The organism is Sulfurospirillum sp. UCH001 (assembly GCF_001548035.1).
Lineage (GTDB): Bacteria > Campylobacterota > Campylobacteria > Campylobacterales > Sulfurospirillaceae > Sulfurospirillum.
The window spans coordinates 809,230-833,613 of sequence record NZ_AP014723.1 but is presented as its reverse complement, the minus strand read 5'-3'; the positions used below and the strand labels follow the sequence as shown (position 1 = coordinate 833,613).

Annotated in this window: 24 protein-coding genes; 3 read left to right on the top strand and 21 right to left on the bottom strand. The window is 40.8% G+C overall.

Annotation, left to right across the window (positions count from 1 at the left end):
* Positions 1 to 10: 10 nt before the first annotated feature.
* The gene (locus tag UCH001_RS04155) at positions 11 to 2,287 is read right to left on the bottom strand and encodes a molybdopterin-dependent oxidoreductase (protein WP_067174654.1); all 2,277 of its coding nucleotides are present in this window, start codon (positions 2,285 to 2,287) and stop codon (positions 11 to 13) included.
* The gene (locus tag UCH001_RS04150; protein ID WP_067174651.1) at positions 2,284 to 2,844 is read right to left on the bottom strand and encodes a molecular chaperone; all 561 of its coding nucleotides are present in this window, start codon (positions 2,842 to 2,844) and stop codon (positions 2,284 to 2,286) included. Before UCH001_RS04150 ends, UCH001_RS04155 begins: the two co-directional genes overlap by 4 nt.
* Positions 2,845 to 3,072: 228 nt before the next feature.
* Between UCH001_RS04150 and UCH001_RS04140 the strand changes: the two genes are divergently transcribed.
* Entirely contained in the window at positions 3,073 to 3,816 is a 744-nt protein-coding gene (locus UCH001_RS04140) for a ferredoxin-thioredoxin reductase catalytic domain-containing protein (RefSeq protein WP_067174646.1), read from the top strand.
* Positions 3,817 to 3,864: 48 nt separating this feature from the next.
* Here the strand turns inward: UCH001_RS04140 and ychF are convergent, their stop codons facing one another.
* Positions 3,865 to 4,965, bottom strand: a complete 1,101-nt coding sequence (ychF, locus tag UCH001_RS04135; RefSeq protein WP_067174643.1) for a redox-regulated ATPase YchF — start codon at positions 4,963 to 4,965, stop codon at positions 3,865 to 3,867.
* A gap of 100 nt (positions 4,966 to 5,065) precedes the next feature.
* Positions 5,066 to 5,431 (bottom strand): NifB/NifX family molybdenum-iron cluster-binding protein, encoded by a 366-nt coding sequence (locus UCH001_RS04130; RefSeq protein WP_067174641.1) that lies wholly within the window; start codon positions 5,429 to 5,431, stop codon positions 5,066 to 5,068.
* Positions 5,432 to 5,546: 115 nt separating this feature from the next.
* Here UCH001_RS04130 and UCH001_RS04125 point away from each other — a divergent pair, with 115 nt between their 5' ends.
* Positions 5,547 to 6,137 (top strand): DUF134 domain-containing protein, encoded by a 591-nt coding sequence (locus UCH001_RS04125; protein ID WP_067174638.1) that lies wholly within the window; start codon positions 5,547 to 5,549, stop codon positions 6,135 to 6,137.
* A gap of 1 nt (position 6,138) precedes the next feature.
* On the opposite strand, the gene UCH001_RS04120 is transcribed toward UCH001_RS04125, so the two are convergent.
* The 12 genes from UCH001_RS04120 to UCH001_RS04065 form a co-directional block, all read right to left on the bottom strand.
* Positions 6,139 to 6,525, bottom strand: a complete 387-nt coding sequence (locus tag UCH001_RS04120) for a DUF6858 family protein (RefSeq protein WP_067174636.1) — start codon at positions 6,523 to 6,525, stop codon at positions 6,139 to 6,141.
* 39 nt (positions 6,526 to 6,564) lie between these two features.
* The gene (locus UCH001_RS04115) at positions 6,565 to 7,533 is read right to left on the bottom strand and encodes an SLAC1 anion channel family protein (RefSeq protein ID WP_067174633.1); all 969 of its coding nucleotides are present in this window, start codon (positions 7,531 to 7,533) and stop codon (positions 6,565 to 6,567) included.
* Between the two features lie 178 nt (positions 7,534 to 7,711).
* Positions 7,712 to 8,248 (bottom strand): PAS domain-containing protein, encoded by a 537-nt coding sequence (locus tag UCH001_RS04110; protein ID WP_067174631.1) that lies wholly within the window; start codon positions 8,246 to 8,248, stop codon positions 7,712 to 7,714.
* A 9-nt stretch (positions 8,249 to 8,257) separates the two neighbouring features.
* Entirely contained in the window at positions 8,258 to 8,611 is a 354-nt protein-coding gene (locus tag UCH001_RS04105) for a chaperone NapD (protein WP_067174629.1), read from the bottom strand.
* Positions 8,608 to 9,555 (bottom strand): WD40 repeat domain-containing protein, encoded by a 948-nt coding sequence (locus UCH001_RS04100; RefSeq protein ID WP_067174626.1) that lies wholly within the window; start codon positions 9,553 to 9,555, stop codon positions 8,608 to 8,610. The genes UCH001_RS04105 and UCH001_RS04100 overlap by 4 nt, the downstream gene beginning before the upstream one ends.
* Positions 9,552 to 10,067, bottom strand: coding sequence for a ferredoxin-type protein NapF (napF, locus tag UCH001_RS04095; protein ID WP_067174624.1), 516 nt, complete (start codon positions 10,065 to 10,067; stop codon positions 9,552 to 9,554). Before napF ends, UCH001_RS04100 begins: the two co-directional genes overlap by 4 nt.
* A 2-nt stretch (positions 10,068 to 10,069) precedes the next feature.
* Positions 10,070 to 10,594, bottom strand: a complete 525-nt coding sequence (locus UCH001_RS04090) for a nitrate reductase cytochrome c-type subunit (RefSeq protein WP_082705659.1) — start codon at positions 10,592 to 10,594, stop codon at positions 10,070 to 10,072.
* Positions 10,591 to 11,424 (bottom strand): quinol dehydrogenase ferredoxin subunit NapH, encoded by an 834-nt coding sequence (gene napH, locus UCH001_RS04085; RefSeq protein ID WP_067174621.1) that lies wholly within the window; start codon positions 11,422 to 11,424, stop codon positions 10,591 to 10,593. The genes UCH001_RS04090 and napH overlap by 4 nt, the downstream gene beginning before the upstream one ends.
* Positions 11,421 to 12,236, bottom strand: coding sequence for a ferredoxin-type protein NapG (gene napG, locus UCH001_RS04080; RefSeq protein WP_067174619.1), 816 nt, complete (start codon positions 12,234 to 12,236; stop codon positions 11,421 to 11,423). Before napG ends, napH begins: the two co-directional genes overlap by 4 nt.
* A gap of 8 nt (positions 12,237 to 12,244) precedes the next feature.
* Positions 12,245 to 15,034, bottom strand: a complete 2,790-nt coding sequence (gene napA, locus UCH001_RS04075; protein WP_067174616.1) for a nitrate reductase catalytic subunit NapA — start codon at positions 15,032 to 15,034, stop codon at positions 12,245 to 12,247.
* 287 nt (positions 15,035 to 15,321) lie between these two features.
* Positions 15,322 to 16,692 (bottom strand): OprD family outer membrane porin, encoded by a 1,371-nt coding sequence (locus UCH001_RS04070; protein WP_067174614.1) that lies wholly within the window; start codon positions 16,690 to 16,692, stop codon positions 15,322 to 15,324.
* Between the two features lie 261 nt (positions 16,693 to 16,953).
* Positions 16,954 to 18,090 carry a hypothetical protein gene (locus tag UCH001_RS04065; RefSeq protein WP_067174611.1) on the bottom strand — a complete coding sequence of 379 codons (1,137 nt, stop codon included), beginning with the start codon at positions 18,088 to 18,090 and terminating at the stop codon, positions 16,954 to 16,956.
* Between the two features lie 180 nt (positions 18,091 to 18,270).
* Between UCH001_RS04065 and UCH001_RS04060 the strand changes: the two genes are divergently transcribed.
* On the top strand, positions 18,271 to 18,483 hold the full coding sequence (locus UCH001_RS04060; RefSeq protein WP_067174608.1) for a 4Fe-4S dicluster domain-containing protein: 213 nt from the start codon (positions 18,271 to 18,273) through the stop codon (positions 18,481 to 18,483).
* 76 nt (positions 18,484 to 18,559) lie between these two features.
* On the opposite strand, the gene UCH001_RS04055 is transcribed toward UCH001_RS04060, so the two are convergent.
* From UCH001_RS04055 to UCH001_RS04035, 5 genes are read right to left on the bottom strand one after another with little or no spacing between them, the layout of a single operon-like run.
* Positions 18,560 to 21,544 carry a DUF5714 domain-containing protein gene (locus UCH001_RS04055; protein WP_067174605.1) on the bottom strand — a complete coding sequence of 995 codons (2,985 nt, stop codon included), beginning with the start codon at positions 21,542 to 21,544 and terminating at the stop codon, positions 18,560 to 18,562.
* Positions 21,534 to 22,139, bottom strand: a complete 606-nt coding sequence (locus tag UCH001_RS04050) for a TVP38/TMEM64 family protein (protein WP_067174603.1) — start codon at positions 22,137 to 22,139, stop codon at positions 21,534 to 21,536. Before UCH001_RS04050 ends, UCH001_RS04055 begins: the two co-directional genes overlap by 11 nt.
* A 35-nt stretch (positions 22,140 to 22,174) precedes the next feature.
* A complete protein-coding gene (locus UCH001_RS04045; RefSeq protein ID WP_067174601.1) occupies positions 22,175 to 23,209 on the bottom strand; it encodes a (Fe-S)-binding protein in 1,035 nt (344 codons plus the stop codon).
* Positions 23,210 to 23,267: 58 nt separating this feature from the next.
* A complete protein-coding gene (locus tag UCH001_RS04040; protein ID WP_067174599.1) occupies positions 23,268 to 23,939 on the bottom strand; it encodes a TVP38/TMEM64 family protein in 672 nt (223 codons plus the stop codon).
* A complete protein-coding gene (locus UCH001_RS04035; protein WP_067174596.1) occupies positions 23,939 to 24,376 on the bottom strand; it encodes a rhodanese-like domain-containing protein in 438 nt (145 codons plus the stop codon). Before UCH001_RS04035 ends, UCH001_RS04040 begins: the two co-directional genes overlap by 1 nt.
* Between the last annotated feature and the right edge of the window lie 8 nt (positions 24,377 to 24,384).

The following is a 24,384-nucleotide window of genomic DNA, read 5'->3' as shown; positions in this document are numbered from 1 at the left end:
CAATCTCCTGTTATAGTTTTCTAAAATTGACAAAGGTATCGTGCAGGGCAACACCAGGAGCACCTGTTTTAAATGCACCCATATCTGAGCTCGTGTCATCGACCAGTTCATTGACATTGTAAATGTTGTTGTTATACCATTGCTCGTACATCAAGAGTGTACCTGCTTGTACATTGTCCGTAAGCTTTGCTTTGAGTCTTAGAAGTCCTTGTTTGTTAAAGACTGCTACGGTGTCACCCTCTTTGACCATCTTCGCCTCAGCATCATCTGGGTTGATGTAAACGTATGGCTCAGGATGCACATCTTCCATCCATTCTAAGTTTTGGAACTGAGAGTGGAGGCTCCATCTGCTGTGAGGAGATGTCATACGGAATTTATCGTATGGTTTGCGCACTTCAAGATACGCTGGTAAGGCACTACCAAAAAGCTCTAACGCTTTATCGGAGTAAAACTCAAACTTACCGCTTGGTGTTTTAAATTTGCCATCCGCATACGGAATGACCGCTTTTGCTTTCACTGGTCCATTTTTGAGCTCTTCCCATGACTTGATGCCAAACTGCTCATAAATACCAGGGTTAAACTCTTTAACCATCATCGCTTTGGTATCGGCACTTTGTGGGAACGTACATGAGCCTGCAGAGAGTTGATTCATACGTTTTGAGAGCATTGCTGCGATTTCAAGGTCGGATTTGACTTCAAACAGAGGTTTGATCGCTTGCTCATTAAGGCTTAACCAATAATGCCAGTAAGAGACGTTCACATCGTACTCTTCAAACTGTGTTGCTACAGGAAGAACGATGTCTGCCCATTTCGCTGTTTCATTGAAGAATTGATCTGCTACGACAACAAGGTCAAGTTGTTGGAATGCACGGATGAGTTGATTGCGGTCAAAGTCTTGAGCAAAGACGTTCTTACATGCAACCCAAAGGAGTCTTACTTTTGGCTCTTTTGCATTTAAAAGTTCACGTGCTGTTTTGTTGATGTTTAAGAAACGATCTGTATAGGCTGCTTTTGCGCCACCCACTTGAGCAAACTCACCTTTAGCACCCTCTGGTCCACTGTAGCCTACACTGCCTTCAGGTTTTGGCTGAGAAAGCGCTGCATAGTTAAAGCCCCATGTACTTAGGTGTCCATAGCGCGCTCCACCAGCATATTTGCCAATGTTTCCAGAGACTGCAACAAACGCATCAATCGCTCTTATCATTGAGCCACCATTGGTGTGGCGTTGCATACCATAGCCCATCCAGATGGTTGCAGGTTTCGCTTTGGCAAATGATAAAGCCAACTCTTTAATCATCGCTAAAGGGATACCTGTAGTTTTTGCTACATCATCCAGTTTGATCTCTTTATCGAGGTATGCTTTGTATTCTTTATACCCCTTAGAGTTTGCATCCAACCATTTTTGGTCATGCAATCCCGCTTCAATGATGATTTTTGCCATACCAAGAGCAAGAAGACCGTCAGTTCCTGTTTTGATTTGAATGTATTGGCTCGCTTTTGAAGCTGTTTCTGTAAAAATAGGGTCGATCACGACAACTTTAGCGCCCTTTTTCTTCGCCTCATAGATGTATTTCATCGAGTGAATAGAGTTTGCAGCAGGATTCACACCCCAAAGAATGATAAATTTACTGTCTTTCATCTCTTCAGGATCGTTACACCACATATCGCCCATATCAAGGTTTTGCGCATCAATGCCCGCTGGCCAACACGGTGTTCCCGCAAGTCTTGTAGTATAGCCGATAGAATTAAACATACCCTCAATACCATAATGCGTAATACCGAAGTTACCAGAGTATTTTGTAAGGGCTGCACCTAAAAGTGTGCCATCTTCTTTTTTTATCTCGAGTAGCTTTTTAGCGATAATATCGATTGCATTATCCCAAGAGATACGCTTCCAGTTACCTGAGCCTTTGCCACCTACTTGCATCATTGGGTATTTTAAACGACGTGCAGAGTAAACTCTCTTCACATACGAATTACCCTTTACACAACACCCTCCTCTGGTATAGGTTGATTCTTGTGCACCTTCGATAAACTGCATAACACCATCTTTAACGTAGGTTTTAATACTACAGGTGTCATAACAGTTTCTAGGACAGGCATTACGGAATGTTTGATAGCTCTTTTGCCCTAAATAAGGTATTTTTGTATTGAGGTCTTCATTTGCTTGGAGGATACCTCCTGGAAATGATGACAACACACCACTGGCTGCAAGCCCTTTTAAAAAACTTCTTCGGCTGAGCCCATTGTTCACAATGGATTCAACGTTTTCCTTTGAGTAACTCATGCGGTAACTCCTTGTGTAGTTGTTTCTCTTATCAATAACGATTTGAGCTGTAATAAAATAAAGGTAATGGCTTTAGAGTCATGTTCACTCTCCCTTAAGGCTTTCTCGATAAAACGGGGCACCCAAAGGTTCATGTGTTCATGTAAAAAATAGTGACGAAGTTCACTTAAGTAGGTGATCTCTTTTTTCTCTTCAAGATAAAGCAATTGGTAATACGCATCGAGTTCAACGCCTAGATGATCTTCGGGAATGACATTTTTAAGGGGATATGTAAAGCCCATGGTTTCGTAGAGTTCTCTTACCTGTAAGGTACTTTGAGACATCACAACATCTGGATTGTCCAAATAAACTGAAGCAAAAGGGTCTGCAACAGGTTCCATCGGTCCTACAAAGTAACGATTGAATGTTACTTCTAGCTCTTCTTCTGAAATAGTTATAGAAGAGCCAAGTGCATCAAAAGCTTTTTTGAGTGCTTTAGAGTTTTGAGCATTGAAAATGTCTCGAAGGTATTTACACGCATCCAATCTTGAAATCATTTGTGGTTGAATCGTTTGCATCTTAAACTCTTTTTTTAATTTATTTTTTTAACAAACTGGAGAAATGGTAAAGAAAAAAAAGAGCAAAAAAATCGCAAAAAGCGTTTTAATATGTAATTTTTTGACATTTGAAGCGAGTCATCATGCGACGAACCTTACATTTTTTGATACTTTTCATCTAACCCCCTCTTTTAATCTTCTTCCAATACAAACTCTCTATAATGGTGAAAATAAAAAAAAGGAATATCTTTGATAACTAAAATAGATATGAACTCAGCAGAATTTTTAGCAGAATTTGAAAAAACAGAAGCATTTACCGATAAAGTCTGCGCACAATTTGGTTTTGTTTACACTCCCCTTGATGAAGTCAAAGAGTCGATACAACAAGGCTTAACTCGCAATAAACTCATCTATGGCAAGCGCTATTGCCCCTGTTTTATGGTGATTGGAAACACTCCTGAAGAGCAAGCCAAAGAGAATAATCGCCTCTGTCCTTGTACCCATGCACTCACGGTTGAAATTCCACAACATGGGAAATGCCACTGTACGATCTTTTGTACCCCAGAACATGCACGTGAACTCGCCCAAGAAGAGAGCGCAGAAGAAGCTGTACATACACATGCCAGAGGTTTAAGTAAAGAAGAGTGTGAGGTGTTGCTTAAAAAAGAACAATTAGATGGTAGTGAACTTGAAGCGTTGTTAGAAGCGAGAGAAGATGGCAAAGTAGCGTTCAACCTTGTCGATACACGCGAATGGATGGAGTGGATAGGAAACCGCATTAAAGGTACAGACTACCTCATCCCCACCACCAGCTTTCACAATGCGCTCTCTCAGCTAAACGGAAAAGAAAACACACCGGTCATTGTTTACTGTTACAGCGGAAGTAGAAGTGCGTATTGTCAACGTATTTTAAAACATATGGGTTATAAAACCGTAATCAATCTTGAATATGGCATTATGGCGTATGATGGAGAATGTGAAAGCGGAGAGTAAGAAAGAACTCTTTTACAGGCGTTTGCCTGTAAAAGAGAGTATTGTTTTTTATACGTTAAATCTAAAGTGCATGACATCGCCATCTTGAACGACGTACTCTTTTCCCTCAAGGCGCATTTTACCAGCCTCTTTTGAGCCAGCCTCACCTTTATAAGCGATGAAATCATTGTAACTTATGACTTCCGCACGAATGAAGCCTTTTTCAAAGTCATTGTGAATAACCGCTGCTGCTTTTGGAGCTTTCCAACCCTTCTCTATCGTCCATGCACGAACCTCTTTAACACCTGCTGTAAAATACGATGCAAGACCTAGTTTATCAAATGCTAGACGGATAATTTTTTTAAGACCTGACTCTTCAATGCCAAGCTCTTTTAAGAACTCTTCTGCCTCTTCTTCTTCAAGAGCGATCATCTCTTCTTCGACTTTCGCACAGAGTACGACAACATCTGCACCGACCTCTTTTGCGTGTGCTTTAACCGCTTTAACATGCTCGTTTTCTTCTAAAAGTCCTGCTTCATCAACATTCGCACCGTAAATGATGGTTTTGTTAGAGAGAAAACGTAGCTCTTTATCGAGTGCTTGGAAGTTTTCATCGTCTTTGCGTGCAAAGGTGCTTACAGGCTTGATCTCATCAAGGTGCGCTCTTAGCTCCGTTGCGATCTCAGCAAGTGCTTGTGCACCCTTTTCGAGTTTGGCTTGACGTTTTAAACGGTCTAGTTTTTTATCGAGTTGTTGTACGTCCGCAAAAATAAGCTCACTTTCGATGATTTCGATATCACGAAGCGGGTTGATGCTGTTTTCAACGTGGGTGATGTTCTCATCTTCAAAACAACGAACCATGTGTAAGATGACTTCTACTTCACGGATGTTTGAAAGAAATTGGTTACCAAGTCCCTCACCCGCACTTGCCCCTTTAACCAAGCCTGCGATATCGACGAAATCAACCGTTGAGTGTTGAATACGTTCAGGATTGACGATCTTTGCAAGCTCTTCTAAACGAGGATCTGGTACGGGAACGACCGCTTTATTTGGCTCGATTGTACAAAATGGATAGTTTGCTGATTCTGCGTTTTGCGCTTTGGTTAATGCATTAAATGTAGTTGATTTTCCGACATTTGGGAGTCCAACGATACCGACACCTAAACCCATATTTATGACCTTTATAGTTAACTTTGAATGTTCAAGTGTACCTTAAATCATCTTAAATATGGGAATTTGTATCTGCTTCGTCCTTATAGAGAGAAAATGCTTAGTGGTGAGAACAGGTATGATTTGGGTCTATTTTTGGGGTATTTCCCGCTAAAAAGTCCTTAAGGGCTTCTTCTACAGTTGCATTTTTATCATCAAAGTAAACGGCGACATTCACTGCTAAAAACTTTTTCAATGGCTCACCACCGATGCCTGAAACAACCAAAGTATCTGCACCAAGAGCTTGTATATTTGCTACGGCATTGGCACATCCTCCTGTAACATGACCAGGGTTTTTATGCACATTGACCTCTTTCACCGCACCATTTTCAACACTGACAGCTGTATAAAATGCCGCCTTACCAAAGTGTGCACCTCTTTTTGCGCTCAGACCTTCCTCTTTCATCGTTGGGAAAATAATGACCATTTTTTATCCTTTTAATTATTTTGAGCATATGACCAAAATAATACTACTATAATGAACATATGTCAAGTATTTTTAAATCATGTTATAATGTGCTATCAAGATATAAAGAGGTTGTATGGCACGACATAAAAGTAAACGCTCCATCTCATTTCGCCCTCTTTGTAATGATTTTTCTCCTAAAGAGCATACTTCAAGCGAAACCATAACCCTTTTAGCAGAAGAAGTGGAAGCACTCTATTTGATGGATTTATTGGAGCTCTATCAAGAAGAAGCCGCTCTCAAGATGGAAGTATCTCGCCCTACCTTTGCACGTATTATCAAATCAGCACGAAATAAAGTCGCCTTAGCACTTCTTGGAGGAAAGGCACTGCATCTTGAAAATAGCAAAGAGCGTTATGTGATTGCCTTGTGTAGTGAAAATAGCACTTCGCCGTATAGTGGACTAAGCCCAAAAAGTAAATATATTCATTTTTTTACACTTGAACAACATCAGATCAGTGAACATCATATGATCGAAAATCCTCTGCTTTTACTGCATAATGCAAAACCTTCATTGACACTCAGTGAACTTTTTGTCAACCAGCGTGTCAATGTCTTTGTTACAAGCGCTATTGGGCAGGGATTTAAAAGTACCCTCTCGACCAAAGGTGTCTTTGTGCTATTGAAAGAAACGATTACAGAAAATGAGATTACAGCACTTTGGTAGATTACTCTACCAAAGCTTTGACCCATGCTTGCATTACCGCGTGAAGCTCTTCTTTGGGTGCTTCCATAAATTCGATGACAAAGCGATCTTCAAATTCGCAAATACCAATACTTCGTGGACGAACCGCAACCATGCTGGTACTAGGAATAGCACTTCCAAAACAGAAGACAACATTTTGAACATCTTTTAATCCTTCCATGATCTCTCCACCAAGTGCCTTTGTATGAGCATAATGATCGAAAATAGCGATAAAATGAGCTACTGGATGGGTAGTAATCTTCTCTTTAAAATACTCAACTAACTGCGTCATGCTCTTATACTGAAGCTTCTCTTTGTAGAGCGTCAACGAATGAATAGGATACTTATCCATAAAAAGTGTTTTTTTCATATAGGTTTTCCTTAAATGTAATAACAATAATGAGCGTTTTTACTCTTGCACACAGATTTCGCCTTTGCATATATGTGCTATCGTTTGGTAAATAACAATCGAAATAACCACCGTTGTGACAGCTACCATCACATAAGAAAGAGCCAATAGCATTACATCTTTAGTTTCATGGTACATCAACATCGAACATATAGCCATAGCTGCAAGAGGGAAAACAAATGCCCACCATGAGATGAAAAATTTGATTTTAACGAAATTTTTATACATAAACGCCACTAAAAGTGTAAAGAAAAGTGCTAGATTAAACAGCATTGTCGCGAAGAAGTCAACCACTCCAAACATTTTATAGTAAGCTATAAAACCAACTGCCGGAGGAGCAATGAGAATAAACATGGTTGGCATAAACTTCACCGCTAACTGATGATGAAAAATGATACGATTGAGCAAAATGGCAAAAAGGATTACCCAAAAGAAAATGCCACAGCTAAAAAAGTACATGAGCACTCCTTGGCTTGCAAATCCAACGCCACCTATGGGAACAAGGACATTGCCCACCACAGGGATAAACCAAGCGGGATTAGAATGGTCTAACTCTTGATTGTTATTTATCCAAAAAGAGATAGTGTGCATAGTAAGGTAAAAATGAAGCGTAGCTCCCGCGTACCAAAAAAGAGCCGAAACGTTTACATTAACCTCTTTGTAAATAATCGCTAACATCAACATTGAAATCGAAATTGCCGCAAAAAAATTGAGTCTGATCGGATGTGAAAACTCTTTTTGAACGCTAGAAGTGTATTTGATGAATTTCGCAAGGTAGATAAGAGAGATGACCACAAACAACGTGGTTGAAAATGCCATCAAAAGTGTTCCTATCATCTCGTTAAACGATAAAAAAAGAGTCGCTTTTTGGTACATAATCGTCAATCCACTCATACCCATAACCATCGCGTACATCATAATGGGGAAAAATTTTACTCTGCTGTTTTCACAGGCAAGAACTTCATCCATTCTTACTCCTAATATAATTTTTAGTAAATATAATTATAAGAATATACTTTTATTAATTAGAAAAGTATAAATGTACATAGCTAGCTTTTTGCATTAAATATATTTAGAAATGGCTATATTGGGTAAAAATAGAGGAATGGACCAAAATGCGTTTGCATTTCAATCCATCATAAAGAAATTAGAAGAGTGTATCGCTTAGGATATCATTGATAATTTTATCGCCTGAGCATGCTTGTTCACGTGCAAGTGTTTCGACTTTATGAACAAGGTCGCTTTGAAGATAGACAACCACACGACTTTTTTGCTCTTCACGTTCGCATTTTTCATCGTAAAGGCTCTGCATTTTTGCTTTCATCTCCTCATCCATTGGGGCACGAAGCGATTTGTATTCTATTAAGACACCATCTTTATAAACACCTGAGACTTCAGCATAAACCCAGTAATACCCACCGTCTTTACGCAAGTTTTTAACATACCCTTTCCACATCTCGCCTCGTTTGATGGTCTCCCACAGTGTTTTAAAGACAGAGTGAGGCATGTCGGGATGACGAACGATATTATGAGGTTTACCGATAAGCTCATCGATCTCATAACCAGAAATCTGAGCAAACGTTTCGTTGGCATAGGTTATTTTGCCATTTAAGTCTGTACGAGAGACGATAAGTTCATCATTTGGAACAATGGTTTCCGTAAACATCTGATACGTCGTTTGCATGGTATGACCTTAGTGTATTTTCTTTTTCAAATCACCCTTATAGACGATGTCCTTAAGCGCAATTGTTTCATCGTTTAAGATAGGAGGAACAACGTCTGCTTGTTCAAGTTTTGCTCTCTCGGCATCGAGTTCATCTTCACTGTATGCCATCATCATATCGGCACAAATCACATGAGGAATTTGTTCGATTTTTTTCATCTTAGCCATCTCTTCATCGATATTTTCACCTTCGATGGTGACAATGATCTTACCTTTTTCTACATCGTGAAAATGGTAGTCGCAAAAATCATTCGCTTCACACACAGCGATAATCTCTTCAACATACTTAGGCTTTGTTTGTATCACTATACTAGAAATATTCATGGGAGTCTCCAAATCATAATAAATTGATCGTCACTGCTACTTACAAGTTCTTTGTCGTTCGCAAAGACGATGGTATTGAGGGTACTTTTTTGTCCTTTTAGTGTATGAGCTTTGCTTTTGGATGCAAGATCAAACAAGACAATATCATTTTGTTCATTAAAAGCAAAAGCTGCAAATTTTAGGCTCGGGCTAAGGGCACCTGCATAAAGTAGGAATGAACCATCAAAGCGATCATATGCGCTACTGCTCACATCATAAACGATGCCTCGTCTATCTTGCCCTGCACACAATACTTTCTCTTTTTTAAAATCTACTTTATAGACATTATCGACATTAGCACCTTTGAGCACTTTTATGATTTTGCCACTAAGAGCATCAAAAAGGGTAATCTCTCCTGATTCACATGAACTAGCAGCCATCGTTTTGCTTTCATTCAAAGCAAAGTCACTAAAATGCGATGGATTGGGCTGTATACGATAAATCTCTTTTTTGTTTTTGACATCCCATAAAAGCATCTCATTACTCAAAAGCGCCACTAAAATACGGTTTTTATCGACAAATTTCGCTTTTGAGATAAACAAATTGGCTTTTGAATCTATCAGTACCTTTGGTTTTCCATCTTCAACAAGATAGAGCTCACGTGAACCATTGGTTGCTTGAACTACCGCTAAAAGGGTCTTTTCTAGCATATCGACTGAGAAAATTTTTGGAGAAACTTCATCTCCTGTAAAATCTTTGATTTTAGGAAATTCTATTTTTGAAAGTTTTGTTGCATCACTGAGTTTATACACTTCTAGCGTTCCAGCACTGGTTCCAGCGATGATGTTGCCATCAACAAATGCAACCTGCTGTACATTTCCACTGGCTTCAATCACACTTCGTGGCTGAAGCTCTGCACTAAAAAGTAAACTGCTAATAACACCTAAGAGTAGAAAATATTTCATGCTTTCTCCTCGTATTTTATGCTAATTGCACTGCTAGGACAGATGCCTATACACATACCGCATCCATTGCATACATCCATCTCAATATGAGGTCTAAACAGTCCTAAAAAGAGAATGGCTTTAGGTTCACATGCATCCAAACAGCTATTGCATAAGCTTTGGTGCCATGCCATACATGCCATGATATCAATTTCAGCTTTTACCTGTAGATCTTTTTCATCTTTACGACTAAGATCAAGTACTCCATTAGGACATGCACTTGCACACGCTTCACAAAACGTACAACCGCGTTTGGTAAAGTCTAAGCAAGGAGTATGTGCAGCATCGAGGAAGATAATATTTTCTTCGCATGCGTTCACGCAAGGCGTATCTTGACATGTAACGCAAATCTCAGAAAAAGCATATCCCTCTTGATGATATGGAGGGCGCACACACAACTCATTTTGAATTTTTTGCGCCTTCTTCATACCAAAAAGAGAGGTAAGAACCCCTCTTCTGCTGCCATTTGTCATGGTTACTTCACGCCTTCATTGAGTGTATCAAGAAGGTTTGAACGTTGTGCACCATTTTGTTTACGATACTCTGGTTGGAATTCATTTTTAACCAAAGGCTCATTTGCAGATTGTGGCGCATGACATGCTGAACAGTTGTAACGCGCTTGACTCATTTCAGTCAACACTTTTTGTGTTCTCATATCAAAAAAGTGCGATTTTGGGATTGGAGTCGCTTTCACTGCCTCAGCAACTTCAGGCAAGTGACAACCTGTACACGCGTTATTCTCTTTTGTCATGTCCAACATACCTTCGACATCATGAGGGATCATCGGAGGTGCATTTTCAAACGATCTTTGAATCACTTTAGATTCACCTGCAGCTACAGTAGAGTATGATGTTGGCTCAGCAACAACTGTTTTTTCACTGTAGAGATCAACCTTTCTAAGTCCTAGTTCCTCTTCTTTGTATGACTGAGATACCGCGCATCCGCTGGCTACCATAACGCCTAACAAAGAAACCATTATCAATGTTTTTGTACTAATCATTCTTTTTCTCCTACATTTGTGTTAATGTAATTTCTCACACCAAAAGAGAGTGCATCACTCTCACACACCTCTACACATCTGCCACAGTTCGTACACTCTCCAGAAACAATCGCACCGCTTTGTTTGGAGATAATGCCAAGAACCTGTTTTTCAGGACAAATCTCTTTACACTTCATGCACAGCGTACATTTCGTGTGATCGTGTTTAACACGAATAAGACTTAGACGTCCTACGATGGAGTAAAATCCTCCTAAAGGACAGATGTGCCCGCACCAGCCATTTTTCACAGCAAAAAGATCAAACAAATAAATACAGAGTATAGGTGCAACGCTCATACCCATTCCAAAGATGATGCCTCTACTCAAAATACCGATAGGGCTTATCATCTCGAATGCTGCAACACCCGTGATGAACGATAAAATAAGGCTTAGGGCTAGAACCCAATACCTCACATTACGACTGAGCCAAAGCTTCTTTTGGGTCGCATTGTCCAAAAGAATAACTCTTCGTGTCCAGTTTGCTGCATCGGTAACCATATTGAGTGGGCATACCCATGAACAAAACGCCCGTCCACCAACAACAGTGTAAAAAAGCAAAATTAAAGCGCCGCCAACAAGTACATCTAGCCCCAAAAGTGCGCCTGCTGAAAACATCTGCAACAGCGCAAATGGATCGGCTAAAGGCAGCTTTTTCATGACTAAAGAAGAGCTTAGATTGCCACTTAAAAGCATAAAGCCATAGACATTAGCTGCCACATACAACACAAAGATGCCCACTTGAGTGAAGCGTCGCGCCATCATAAAACGGTGGCTTCTGATCCATTCTCTCATTTGAACAACTCCTCATTCGTATTGAGATAATCTTGTGCCGATTTCTCACTACGTTTGGTGTGGGTGGTGACATCACTGCCCGCTTTTTCTAAACGCTTCTCATCCCCTTGTTCCCAGCCTTTGATGTAGTGTGCGCCAATAGCACCTTTAGCAATATCCAAAGGAAGCACATGAATTGCCGCTTTCTCAGTAACACACGCTCTTTCGCACAAACCACATCCCGTACAGGTAAGGCTATTCACAATAGGGGTCAAATAGGCATGTTTGCCTGTTCGCTCATTTCGTCTATACTCTAACTTTATCGCACTATCCATGATTGGACACGCTCGGTAACACGCGTCACACTGAATACCCCAAAAAGCGATGCATGACTCAACGTCAACGACTGCAAGTCCCATACGCGCCTTGGTGATGTCAAGTTCTTTGACACCTTCAGTGATTTTTGAAACACTCTTTGCATCCAATGCTCCTGTAGGACATACAGGCACACACGGAATGTCGGTGCACATATAACACGGTACCTCTCTTGGGATGAAAAAAGGCGTTCCCATAGGCTTAGTGTCACCAGGTTTTGCTAAATGCAATGTATGGTACGGACAGGCTTCAACACACTGCCCACACTTGATACACAAGCGCATAAAGTCCCTCTCAGCAACAGCCCCAGGAGGTCTTAAAATCAGCGGAGCTGATTTTGCCTCTTCCAAGTACCCAGTCCAAACCATACCACTAAGCGCCACAAGTCCACCACCTTGAGCCATCAAGGTTAAAAATCTTCTGCGCTCAGTAATTGCGATTTTATTTGTTGTTTCCATTATTTTAGTTACGCTTTATAGAGCTTAACCGAACATTTTTTATAGTCTGTCTGTTTAGAGATCGGACATGTTGCATCGAGGCACACTTTGTTGATAAATACTTTCTCATCAAACCACGGAACATAAACTAAACCTCTTGGAGTTCTATTACGTCCACGAGTTTCTACACGTGCTTTACATGAACCTCTACGGCTTTCTAGCCAAATCATATCGCCTTGTTTAAAGCCTTTTGCTTTTGCATCTTCTGGGTGCATATAACAAAGTGCTTCAGGAACCGCACGATAAAGCTCAGGTACACGCATGGTCATCGTACCACTATGCCAGTGCTCAAGAACACGTCCAGTACATAACCACATGTCATACTCTTTATCTGGCATTTCACATGGATCCATGTAAGGTCTAAAGAAGATTTTTGCTTTATTTTTAAGTGGGAATGTCTCTTCTGTGGTTGGTTTTACAAGGTCACCACGTTTAAGAGCTTTCATTGCATCACCATAGAATGCGAAGTCACCATTATTTGCTTTTGCAGCATATGGATCGTATTTCGCGTTAAATCTCCATTGTGTCTCTTTACCATCAACAACTGGCCATTTAAGTCCTCTTACTTTGTGATACGTATCAAAGTCTGCTAAGTCATGTCCATGACCTAAACCAAACTTACGGTACTCTTCCCAAATTGCTTTTTGTAAGAAGAAGCCATATCCTTTCCACTCTTTTCCATCACTACCCATAACACCACGTTTGTCACCAAACACTTCAGTGTTATCAAAGCCCTCACCAATAGGATCTTTTGCTTTAAATGATTTGAAGAAGTCATTCGCAAAAAGAACATCAAAGAGGGTATCTGTCTCTTTATAACCCATTGCTTTTGCTGCTTCGATAACGTTTGGAAGTTTTCCATCTTTAATTGGTTGCTCGCCCCATACGTCAGCAATTGTAAAGCGTTTTGAAAGCTCAACCCACTGCCATGTATCGCTCATCGCGTCGCCAACTGGAAGTACTTGTTGTTTCCATTGTTGAGTACGTCTTTCAGCATTACCGTAAGCGCCCCATTTCTCGTAGATCATCGCTGAAGGTAAGATAAGGTCAGATACTTTTGCTGAAATACCAGGGTATGCATCTGAACAAACGATGAAGTTGCCCTCTTTACGAGCCGCTTTGATCCAGTGCTCAGCATTTGCTGTATCTTGGTATGGATTACAAACGTTAACCCATGCAAATTTGATTTTTCCACTCTCAATTTGTCTATGGATGTTCATAATGTGTTGGTAACCCATTGGGTTTAATGTTCCCGCTGGTAAGTTCCATACTTTTTCTGTAATTTCTCTGTGTTTTGGAATTGAAACGTCCATATCTGCTGGAAGTCTGTGTGTAAAGGTACCAACTTCACGAGCTGTTCCACATGCGCTTGGTTGTCCTGTTAGAGAGAACGCACCGTCACCTGGTTTAGCTTGTTTACCAAGAAGGAAGTGAACCATGTATGATTGCTCATTAACCCACGTACCACGTTGGTGTTGGTTCATACCCATTGTCCAGAAGCTGACAACTTTTCTATTTTTTTCGATATAAAGGTTTGCAAGTGTTTGAAGTTTTACTTTAAAGTCTTCAAGTTTTTCATCTGGATTACCTTTTGAAATTTTCGCAACGTAATCAAGTGTATAAGGATTTAAAGCTTTTTTGAAATCTTCAAAGGTAATTTCCCAGTGAACGCCCGCAGTTGCAGCTTTATCCATTTTCATGGTATCGCCTGCTTTTATGCCTAAGTGTGCAAGGCCTGGAGCTTCTTTCTCAGAAATAACTTTTGCATCTTCTTTTTTGATGATTTCAAGTTCTTTGTCAGAATAACCTAATTTTTTAGCGGCTGCTTCAGTGTGCATACCGTAACCGATGTTTGCAAAACCTGTTGCAAAAATGGTATTTTTCTTAACGAAATCCCAATCAATCGCTTCTGGGTGATTGTAAACAATCTCACGAGCGATGTAGTTCCAAATCGCAAGGTCTGTACTTGGAGAGAAGATGATTTCCATATCTGCAAGGTCAGAACAACGATGAGTATACGTTGAAAGGTTGATAACTTTAACACGATCTGGATTCGTCAATTTTCTATCACTCACACGTGACCACAAAATTGGGTGCATCTCAGCCATATTGGCACCCCATGTAACGATGGTGTCAGTAAGCTCGATGTCATCATAACAGCCTGATGGCTCATCAATACCAAATGTTTGCATAAAACCAGCAACCGCTGAAGCCATACAGTGACGTGCATTTGGATCAATACCGTTAGAACGGAAACCTGCTTTCATAAGCTTCGCAGCAACATAACCTTCCATGATGGTATATTGACCTGAACCAAATACACCAATCGCTTCTGGACCGCCTGCTTTCATCGCAGCTTTCATGTGTTTTTCCATCTCGTCAAACGCACGTTTCCATGAAACAGGTTTGAATTGACCTTTTTTGTCAAATTCACCTTTATCATTCATACGTAAAAGTGGTTCTTTTAGACGATCTGCACCGTACATGATTTTGGCATTAAAATAGCCCTTGATACAGTTAAGTCCACGGTTTACTGGAGCTGCTGGATCACCTTTTACTGCGACAATTTTACCCTCTTTGGTCGCAACCATAATACCACAACCGGTACCACAGAAACGGCAAACGGATTTGTCCCAACGCCAACCTGCTTCTGCTTGTTCGCCAGCGGCCTTAAGCTCGGCTGGTACACTGATGCCTACGGCAGCAGCAGCACTTGCAGCGGCAGTTGTTTTTAGAAAGTCTCTTCTTGAAAGCGACATATTGATACCTCCTGATTTGAGTTACGCGGTCATTCTATCACTAAGCAAAAAACCAATCTATGACTTAAGTCAATAATTTAGTTTAAAAATTTTAATGATTCCCTTAGTTTTGGGATTTAATTGCAAAAAGAATTAGTGAAATTTTTTGAAGAAGTTATATAAGATGAGAACAAAGGAAAAATAATCAATAAAATAATTATTTAAAAAGAATGTCTGATGTGAAAAAATGAAAGAAGAAACAGTGGCATAACTGCCACTGTTTTAGAAAAGATTAAAGCGTAGACACATTAAAATTTGTAGTTCGCTCTAAATCTTAGTTCATTAGAATTTACAGTAGCTGTATCTTCTTTTTTTGCATCTTCATACTCTAAAGAGAGTGTTAAGCCTTTGAGAGAAGGGATGTCATATGCGATTTGTCCACTCCAATACGTAGATTCTGTATCAGCAGATACGCTGTTCAAGACTGTTCCTGTAATAGTTGGTTTGTCTTGATTAATTTTAGTATATTGACCTAAAACTTTAAGACCTGTAACACCCACTTTTGTAAAATCATAACCCACTTCAACTTTATAGGCATCAGTATTTGCACCAGAAGTAACTTCAGCACCTTTGATGAGTGGAGCAGTATACGTTGTAGGACCATTACCAGCACCTAAAAGAACAGACTGATCACTTGATACGGTACTATATGCAAAAGATGCATTAAAGCCTGCTAACTCACTAATGCCAATACGTCCTTGATACATATCGCCTTCAACATGGAAACTATCAAATGTAGCATTGGATGTTCTAGACCCTCGGTATGTTGCATCAATAAGTAATTTCATATTGCTTAAAGGCACTACATAATTACCTTCAGCATAGAAGACATTTGCATCACCACCATTGGTTAATTCGACAGCATTAACAAAAAGGTATTGACCTGTTAATGTCAAGTTTGGAATAGACTTATTAATCGCGGCAGCGGTGTACGCTCCATCAAATCCAAAAACGTTTGATCCGCCATTAGCTGAGCCTGTTCCGTAGAATACTGCCTCTTTTTTAAAGCTAGGCATTTCAGAATCACCACCCGCTACGCTTTTATCATAATCAGAGGTTCTACCTTGGAATTTGTCTGAGTAACCAGCAACCAATGTTGTGTTTGGAAGGTCTGTATTGATAAGAACTGCTGCTTGGAACGCTTCTTTAATCATACGTGAGCCAGAACTGTTAACCAATGGGCTAGCAATAAATTGGCGACCCACTTTTGCCGTTGTTTTACCAAGGGTATAGGTCACATACGCTTCTGAAAGTACTGCGCCCGAACCGTACATATCTGGAGCATAAAGATTTTTTGCGTCTTTATCAGCAAAAGGAGCATAGTTTCCTTGGAATGTTGCACCAAAACTCAATCCATACAATGAATCTGTGATATAACCAAGTATAACACCTGTAGAAAAAAGATCCGCGTTACCTTTTCCTAATGTTCCTGCTGGTGCTCCTCCTGGTATAGATGTAGCTGGGTTAGCGTTACCTGTATCTCTATCAAAATACCACGCTCTTAATTCACCCGTTACCTTTCCATTTTTAAAGGCATCAGCAAGTGTATCTGCTGCAAATGAGCTAGACGCGAGTCCAGCAACAACCATAGCCACCAAGCTAAGTTTAGCTAACTTCATAAATCCTCCTTATAAAAGTTTGAAACTGCTTACATCATCTCATTGCACTAAAAACTAGGATTATGTAAAACGTCTGCTCAAATCTTACATGAAATGCGTAGCATGAAAATAGCATGATAATTTAATATTTTCTTAAGAAGTATAGAGAGTTTTTTGTTCTGTAAATGAATAGTAGTTTGAAAAACATTCTGCCCCTAAAAAGAGGCAGCGTAAAGAAGAATGAAAAGAATGTGAAGCAAATTACCGTTATTTTGTATCTTTCTATTGCGCTTTTTTAAGCAAGAATTCTCGTCCCACTTTCACTTTTGGTACGCCATCATAAGCGATAATATCTGCTGTGGCACATGTCTCACTCCACTTATCTGGCAAAAATGAGCCTGTGCCAATGATGTCAATAGGCGCTTTTGCCCATGCCATCGAACGGCATTTTTGCGGTGTAAAACCCGAAGAAGCGATAATGCGTACTTGGTTAAAGCCCGCGTTATCAAGAGTTTCTCGCATACTCCAAATAGCAGCAGCCGAAACACCCGTGCCGATAAGATCATGAAGTTCCGCTTCCGTACGATAGTCACGCACCGCATCAGGTGCATGGCGACCAAGAGCATCATAACTTTTTTGCGTATCAAGCCCCTCTAAAAAACGTCCACCATGTGTGTCAAGACGGACAGCAACCTTTCCAGTATGTGCTAAATCTGCAAAAGCATTGCAGACTTCTAGTGTATCCGTAATCTCTCGACCAAAATAATCTGCCAATATAGGGATGTTTTCGTCTGGGAAACATTCATGGAACATCTGAACAGCCCTCAGTGTTGAGCCAGCGTAGCCGATGAGCGCATGAGGTAGCGTACCAAGCCCTTTTTCACGACCAAAAAAATGTGCAGTTGCATCCGTTGCATTACCGATAAACCCTATAGCTCCAAACTTTCGCTTGGCGGCATTTGACCCCACCGATGCGCCATATGCCATGATTTCAGCCATTTCAGTTCCTGCGCAGTGTCTTGCATCCATTGCTAAAAATGATACTTGCGGCAGAATCTGGCACATTTCATAAGCATTGTAAGCAGCAACACAAGCAGAGCCAAGCTTTTGTAATATCAGTGTTTCAAGCTCTGCTAAAAAAGCAAACGAACCACTCAGATAAAACAATGGTTCACCCGCACCTACCCACTCTCCCTCTTGATGCATCACTTCTACAGTAATGTGCTGATTATTCTGTTTGGCTTGAGCTTGTGCCCACCGTGTAGCTAAGTGTGTGGCCGAAAGAACGGGACGACGTAGAAAGAAAGCATACGTCACTTCAGTATCGCCAAAATGTTCAATGATAGCTTTTGTGTTGGAAAAGTATTTATCGGTCCATGCAGATACATTAATGTCATCAATTTCATTATGATTGTGCATACAACTCCTTCTATTTTCATTCTGCTTTTATAGTCTCCTTTTGCTATACAATTGCTTAGAAAAGAGAATGTGAACAGAATTATGTAACGTTTGTACTTTTTATAACGAATTTTATAAGCTATTTTCATGCTATACACTTATTGTAAGATTTTTTCGCAAAACCCAAAATAAGGAGAAGTTATGGCTGTTAAAATTACAGATATCTGTATCTCATGTGGAGCCTGTATCGATGAATGTCCTGTAGGAGCTATCGTAGATGATAGCGACAATCCAACAGGTGCAGATGCGTATTATGTGTATGCTGATAAATGTGTAGAGTGTGTAGGGCATCACTCATCACCTGCATGTATGGAAGTTTGTCCAACAGAAGGCTGTATTGTTCTAGGCGCGTAATACATCATTTCGCACGTAGTTTAAAAATGGTGTTGAAATTACCATCTTTTTTTTCAACACCACTCTCTATCATCCTTTAAAATATTGGGCACTCTTTTCCATAGCAATACTGATTGAAACGCTTTTGATCACATTTAATCTCTATCTCGGCTAACAATTTAACTGGTAAAAATCTCTCCGAGAGGCTTGAAGCGATGTTGAGCGCTGTCCACACTTCTCTATGACAACAGCGTGCGGCTTCGTACTCGGCTATTTTGCCAAGTACAGCATGCGTCACTTTTTGAGCCATTGAACGTGCAACTTTTGCCATAGGCGAAGACTCTAAAACAATGGCAAAACCGATGCCAACACCACTTGCTGCACCACAAATGCCCAAAAACCCACACGCTCCACCCATTACACTCGATCCTCTTGAAAGAGCCGTTTTTAGGGCATTTTCGTTCACTTTTCCACCACTGTTTTTATAAGCGGTTACGATAATGGCAGGAACCATTGCATGGTGTTCTGGTCCGTGTTTGGGAATGCTTGGATGTTCACGTATCTGGCGAAAAAGTTTGAGCATATCGCGCTCTTTCGATGTTTTACAGATGTGTTCTATCACTTCTAACGCTTCTTTGGCATGGCAAGCATCGCACACATAGTGTCCTTCTTGGCACATCACGCTCTGATGCGTAACACTTCCACAGTAATAACAGGTTGACTCTTCCAGTGTGGTTTTATACACCAGCTCGGATGCACAGACCATACAGTTGTGCGTTTGTTTGGGGGATACGCTAAAAGAAAGATGTGCCATTGGTTTTGGAGTCAATAACAGACTTTGTTTTTTCTCAGGTGGTGTCGCGCAACAACAACTTTGCCCTTCTTGATTACTGACATTGCCCTGTTCATCGAGAATAAACACTTCACTCTCTAACTGTTTAGCCAAAACCTCATCAATGCGCGTTTTAACTCCTTTAAACAGCACTACGCCATTTTCCAAAGTAAGGCTTTCTCCCACACCTTTATAGATAACTTCAACCCTCTTTTGCACCTCTGTTTTATGTGTTTGAAAGGTCAGTGAATAAAAGGTATGCCCTTTCACTTTGCGGTAAAAAAAGCGTTTGAGAAGCTGAATGTTCTCAAAACCACTCTCACGAAGAAGCCCTAAAAGATGGGCTTGTGTCAATGCCCCACCGATGCACTCTCCGCTAAGCTTTGCGTCATTGCGAATGAGGGCACTCGCTTCTTCATCACAGATAACATCGGAGACCACGAGCCTTCCGCCCTTTTTAAGCACGCGAAAAATTTCCGCAAAAAGTTTACGTTTGTGACTGGAGAGATTGAGCACGCAGTTGGAAGTAATGACATCAAAACTCTCATTTTCTTCTGGCAATGCCTCAAGGTAGCCTTTGGCAAAGGCGAGATTGTTATAGCCAAGACTTTTTGCCACTTCTTCTGCGCCACTACGAGCGATTTTCAGCATGGAGTCCAGCATATCCACACCCATAACACGCCCATTTTTACCCACGAGCTTAGAGGCGATAAAACACTCAATGCCTCTGCCAGAACCAAGGTCTAACATGCTCTCACCCTCTTTGAGGTTAGCGTCTAAAATCGGACTTCCACACCCATAACCCCGAAAACGCAAATGGGAAGGAATGTGAGAGAGGTATGATTCTTCATAACACGCGGGATTTAAAATGTCTTCTTTATCTTCTAGCGCCGCATCGTGGTAAAAGGACTTGACCAGTCGCAATGACTCACTCTCACCTGTGGCAAACAGACAGTTGGCATGTGTATGTGCTACACCTTCGTTTGCCCCACAACTATAAAGTATATCGCCCATCTCTAGGCATAAAGCTGGCTTTTTAAGTCTATCATAACGCTTTGCTTCTCTCGTTATCAGCCATAAAGCAAGTTTTTCTAAAAGTGGTTCATACGGATCATCGCCCATAAACGTTTTAGCATGAGCAAAACTGTGGTCTAAGTCGCCACCTCCGAGTAAAAAACGAAGCGGTGACGTAAGCGTTGTAATGGACTGTGAAGCAATGGCTTTAGCTACCTTACTCTGTAGTGCTTGAGCGATGCTCTCTCCTTCCATCAAAAGTGCGCTCTCCCCTACCATAGCCGCACTCGGATAAAAATGCCCATCATATCCCAAAGCGATAGAACTACGCCCAGAGCTTGAGCCATCGTGTACCGTGCCTTTGGGTGCAAAGATTTGAGTTTTGAGTGCTTCAAAATTGTCGATGACAAGCCCTAAGTTTTGGGCTTTCTCATAGGCGTTGATAAGTGTATTAAAAAGCGTATTTTCTGCAATTAATCCCTCATTAACGCCTCGTCCTCGTGAAAAATACCATAGGAAGTGCAGATGTCCCGCTTTGAGCGTATGTGCCAGTGTTACCATCTCTTCTAAGCTTTGAATATTAAGCGGATGAAGACAGAGTGAAAGTGAAAACGAATAACCCATTTTTTGAAGCCAAACGATGTTTTTATCTAACTTTGCAAAACTTCCGCGCCCACGAATGGCATCATGTTCTTGTGGAAGCCCATCAAGGCTAATTTGAAAATGCAGTCTCGATTTTGGAAATGCTTTGTCTGTAAAAACGTTTTCAAGCAACATGCCATTGGTTAAGATGACTACTTCCGTATCATTCAATGCTAAAATCATTTCGACCAAAGAAAGCAGTTCAGGATGGACTAACGGTTCTCCACCACTAATGACAAACAATCTACAGCTAAGGGCATACGCCTCTTTGACATGACATGTTATGTTCTCAAGACTGAGTGTATCTTTTTCACTAGGGGCAGAGCTAAACAGACAGTGAGAACACGAAAGATTACAACGATTGGTCAGGTGTATCCAAAACTCTTGAAGCGTTGTTTTTGAGGTTTGTTTTGGCATATATACCAAAGGGTTGGGAGCAGAGATACGGTGTTGCAACTGTTGATACGAAAAGCTATTTTCTTCATTTTGCAACACTCTATCTGCGCTCTCGTTAGGAACAAACCAGTCTGCACTGTGACGATGCACGTAAATAGGTGATCCCTCAAACACTATTCTCTGCCAATTATTTTTCATATGCCTCTAACCTCTTTTTAACACGATGTTTTAAAATCATTGAAACAACAACTAATGCGACCAATAAACTAATGGAGATGTAAAACTCATGACTTCCAAATGCCAACGATTGAGCCCCAATGTTCGCATACACCAAAACACCTGGCAACATTCCCAAAAGTGTTGCGAAGAAAAAATCCACGTAGCGAATCGTGGAAAACCCAGCGCTATAACTGATGATATTAAAGGGAACAAGCGGCACTAAACGCAACAGTAAGATCATCATAAACCCATGCTTTTTAACGCTTTTTTGGAAGTTCATCAGCTTCTCATGCGCTAATTTTTCACGCATAGCTTTGCCATAAAGTCGTGCAAGAAAAAATGAGAGTGTCCCTCCACAAAGAGCTCCCAAAACGATGTAAAGGCTCCCCCATGCAAAACCGAAGATCAGCCCACCTGCAAGGGCTAAAATGCCATCAGGAAAAAAGATAAGGGGTGCTAATGTAAAAAGCAGAATGAAAATAAGCGGTGCATAGATGCCAAAGCCAAGCACAAAGGTTTTAATCGCTTCAACTTGTGCGTAAGAGAGTACGCCATTTTGATAAAAAATAAACATTAAAAGCCCAAAGGCTAAAAAAAGAAGCGCCTTTTTTATGCGTTATCCTTTAAAGCGCTGATCATTTGACGTGAATTAAAACGGTTGTACCATTTTTTAAGACTCCCTTGCGCTTCTTGTTTCATCGAAAACTCAGGAGTAAAGATAAGATCAAGCAAATGTACGCCATTTTTCCCGCCCTTACTCATAGACTCAGCACAGCTTTGGCAATAACTGACGATGCTTTCACACTCTGTCTGATTGGCACGTGTACGCATTTGCTCTTTGGCTAAAGCCGCATGCGTTAGCTCTAACATACCACCACTACCACAACACAAGGTTTTTTCACGGTTGTGTTTAAACTCTTCATAGGGCAGTTGTACAACATCTAAAAGCGCTCTTACATCATCGTGTATTTTTGTCTCATAGCGTGTAGGGCAAGGGTCATGCAGCGCCATCATAGGGGCATTTTTATAACGCTCTTTTGCACCTTCTGGTAATCCAATTTCCCTTAAGAGTGAATAGAGTGAAATAATCTTGATGTGTGGGGCATAGGTTTTAAGACTCATAAAACAGTTCTCACATGCAGTGACAACCGTCGTTGCACCCATATTTGCGAGGTCTTCTTCAAGCTGCGAGTGGTACGCATGAAATTGCTTCATATCGCCCATCATACGCGTAGGTGTGCCACAGCACTGCTGAATAATGCCAATGCCTGAGCATTTGGACTGTAAATAATTAAATACTGTATGAACAAGGCTCGGAGAGTACGAGCTAAGTGCACATCCTGGCATAAATGCCATATGGGTGTACTCTCCTTTGGTAAACTTTTTTGTAGTAGAAAAAAGTTTTGAAAAACTACTTTTTTGGTGAAAGATCACTCCACCATAGCCATACTTTTTCAACACATTTTTATCTTCGGCATAATTTTGTTTTGAAGCAGTAAACATCCCTCCAAAATCAATATCTTTAGGGCACAGATGCGCACATAACCCACAGTTTGTACACGCAAACGCCATGTGGGCAGAGGGGTGTTCTGTCGTAAATTTTGTCAATAAAGTTTTAGGCGAAATCGTAAAGTTATAGAGCATCGGACAGCCCTTCATACAACTCCTGCAGTCCACACACTCGCTTTCATACATTTTGATGTTAGCGTCCACGATAGACCCGCTTGATGAGATAAATCAAAATAGTGACAGAAAAGAGAATTAAAAGTCCATACACTGCCGTTTTTGCATCGCCTGTGAGCATCCCTCCCACATAGGAGTACACCAGCGTTGCAGGTAGTTGTCCAATGCCAGTAGCCACCAAAAATGAACGAAGTTTCATCGAGGTAAGTCCAGCAGCATAACTCACCACATCAAAAGAGATAAATGGAAGCAATCGTGCGATTAAAATCGCATACACACCATGTCTTTCAAAAAAAGCATCCACACTCTCTAGTGCCATTTTACTCGTGAGCTTCTCCACCACATCGCGTCCTAAAAACTGAGCGATATAAAAACACAGGAGTGCTCCAACCATAGCACTTGCCCATGAAAGAGCTGCTCCATAGACCCATCCAAAGAGCGTGGCATTGGCAAATGTAATGAGAAATGCAGGCAATGGCGCTAAAATAGCTTGAAAGACCATCAATAAAAATGAAATGAGTGGCGCTAATATACCAAAAGAGAGAATATACTCTTTGATTTTATCGATATCTAGACTTTGAAACAGTCCCACTAACTCAAAAAAGTAGTTCCTGCTTTGTGGACAGATGAAGATAAGGGTAAGGGCGACACCGCTAAAGAGCAGTATCGCGATTTTAGAAGGTTTGAACATTATTTTTCAAGCACGTCTGTGATTTTCTCACGTGGCCAACCTTCTTGACCTTTTGTCAATGTAAAGAGTTGCTCTTTTTTCACACCTTTAGAGAGGTAAAAATCATACGCACGATCCGCTCCTCCACCGCCTCTTGGGCAAACAATAACAATTTTCTGATCAGGTTTAAATGTTGGTAAAAGTGCTTCTAAACGCCCTTTTTCATCTTCCGTTTTCACAGGATACGCATACGTTGCCTGTGCACCTTTAAGATGTTCTTTCTCAAAACCTGGTTTTTCTTGAATGTCCACAATTACCACTTTAGAAGGGTTATTGCGTACAAGTTCTGCCGTTTCTTCTGGAGAAATGTAATTGTAATTGCTAAAAATTCCAGCGACAAGCGCACCTTTAAAAAGCGTAGCAACTGCTAACGCGCCCAATACTTTAGAGAGTTTCATCTGTTTCC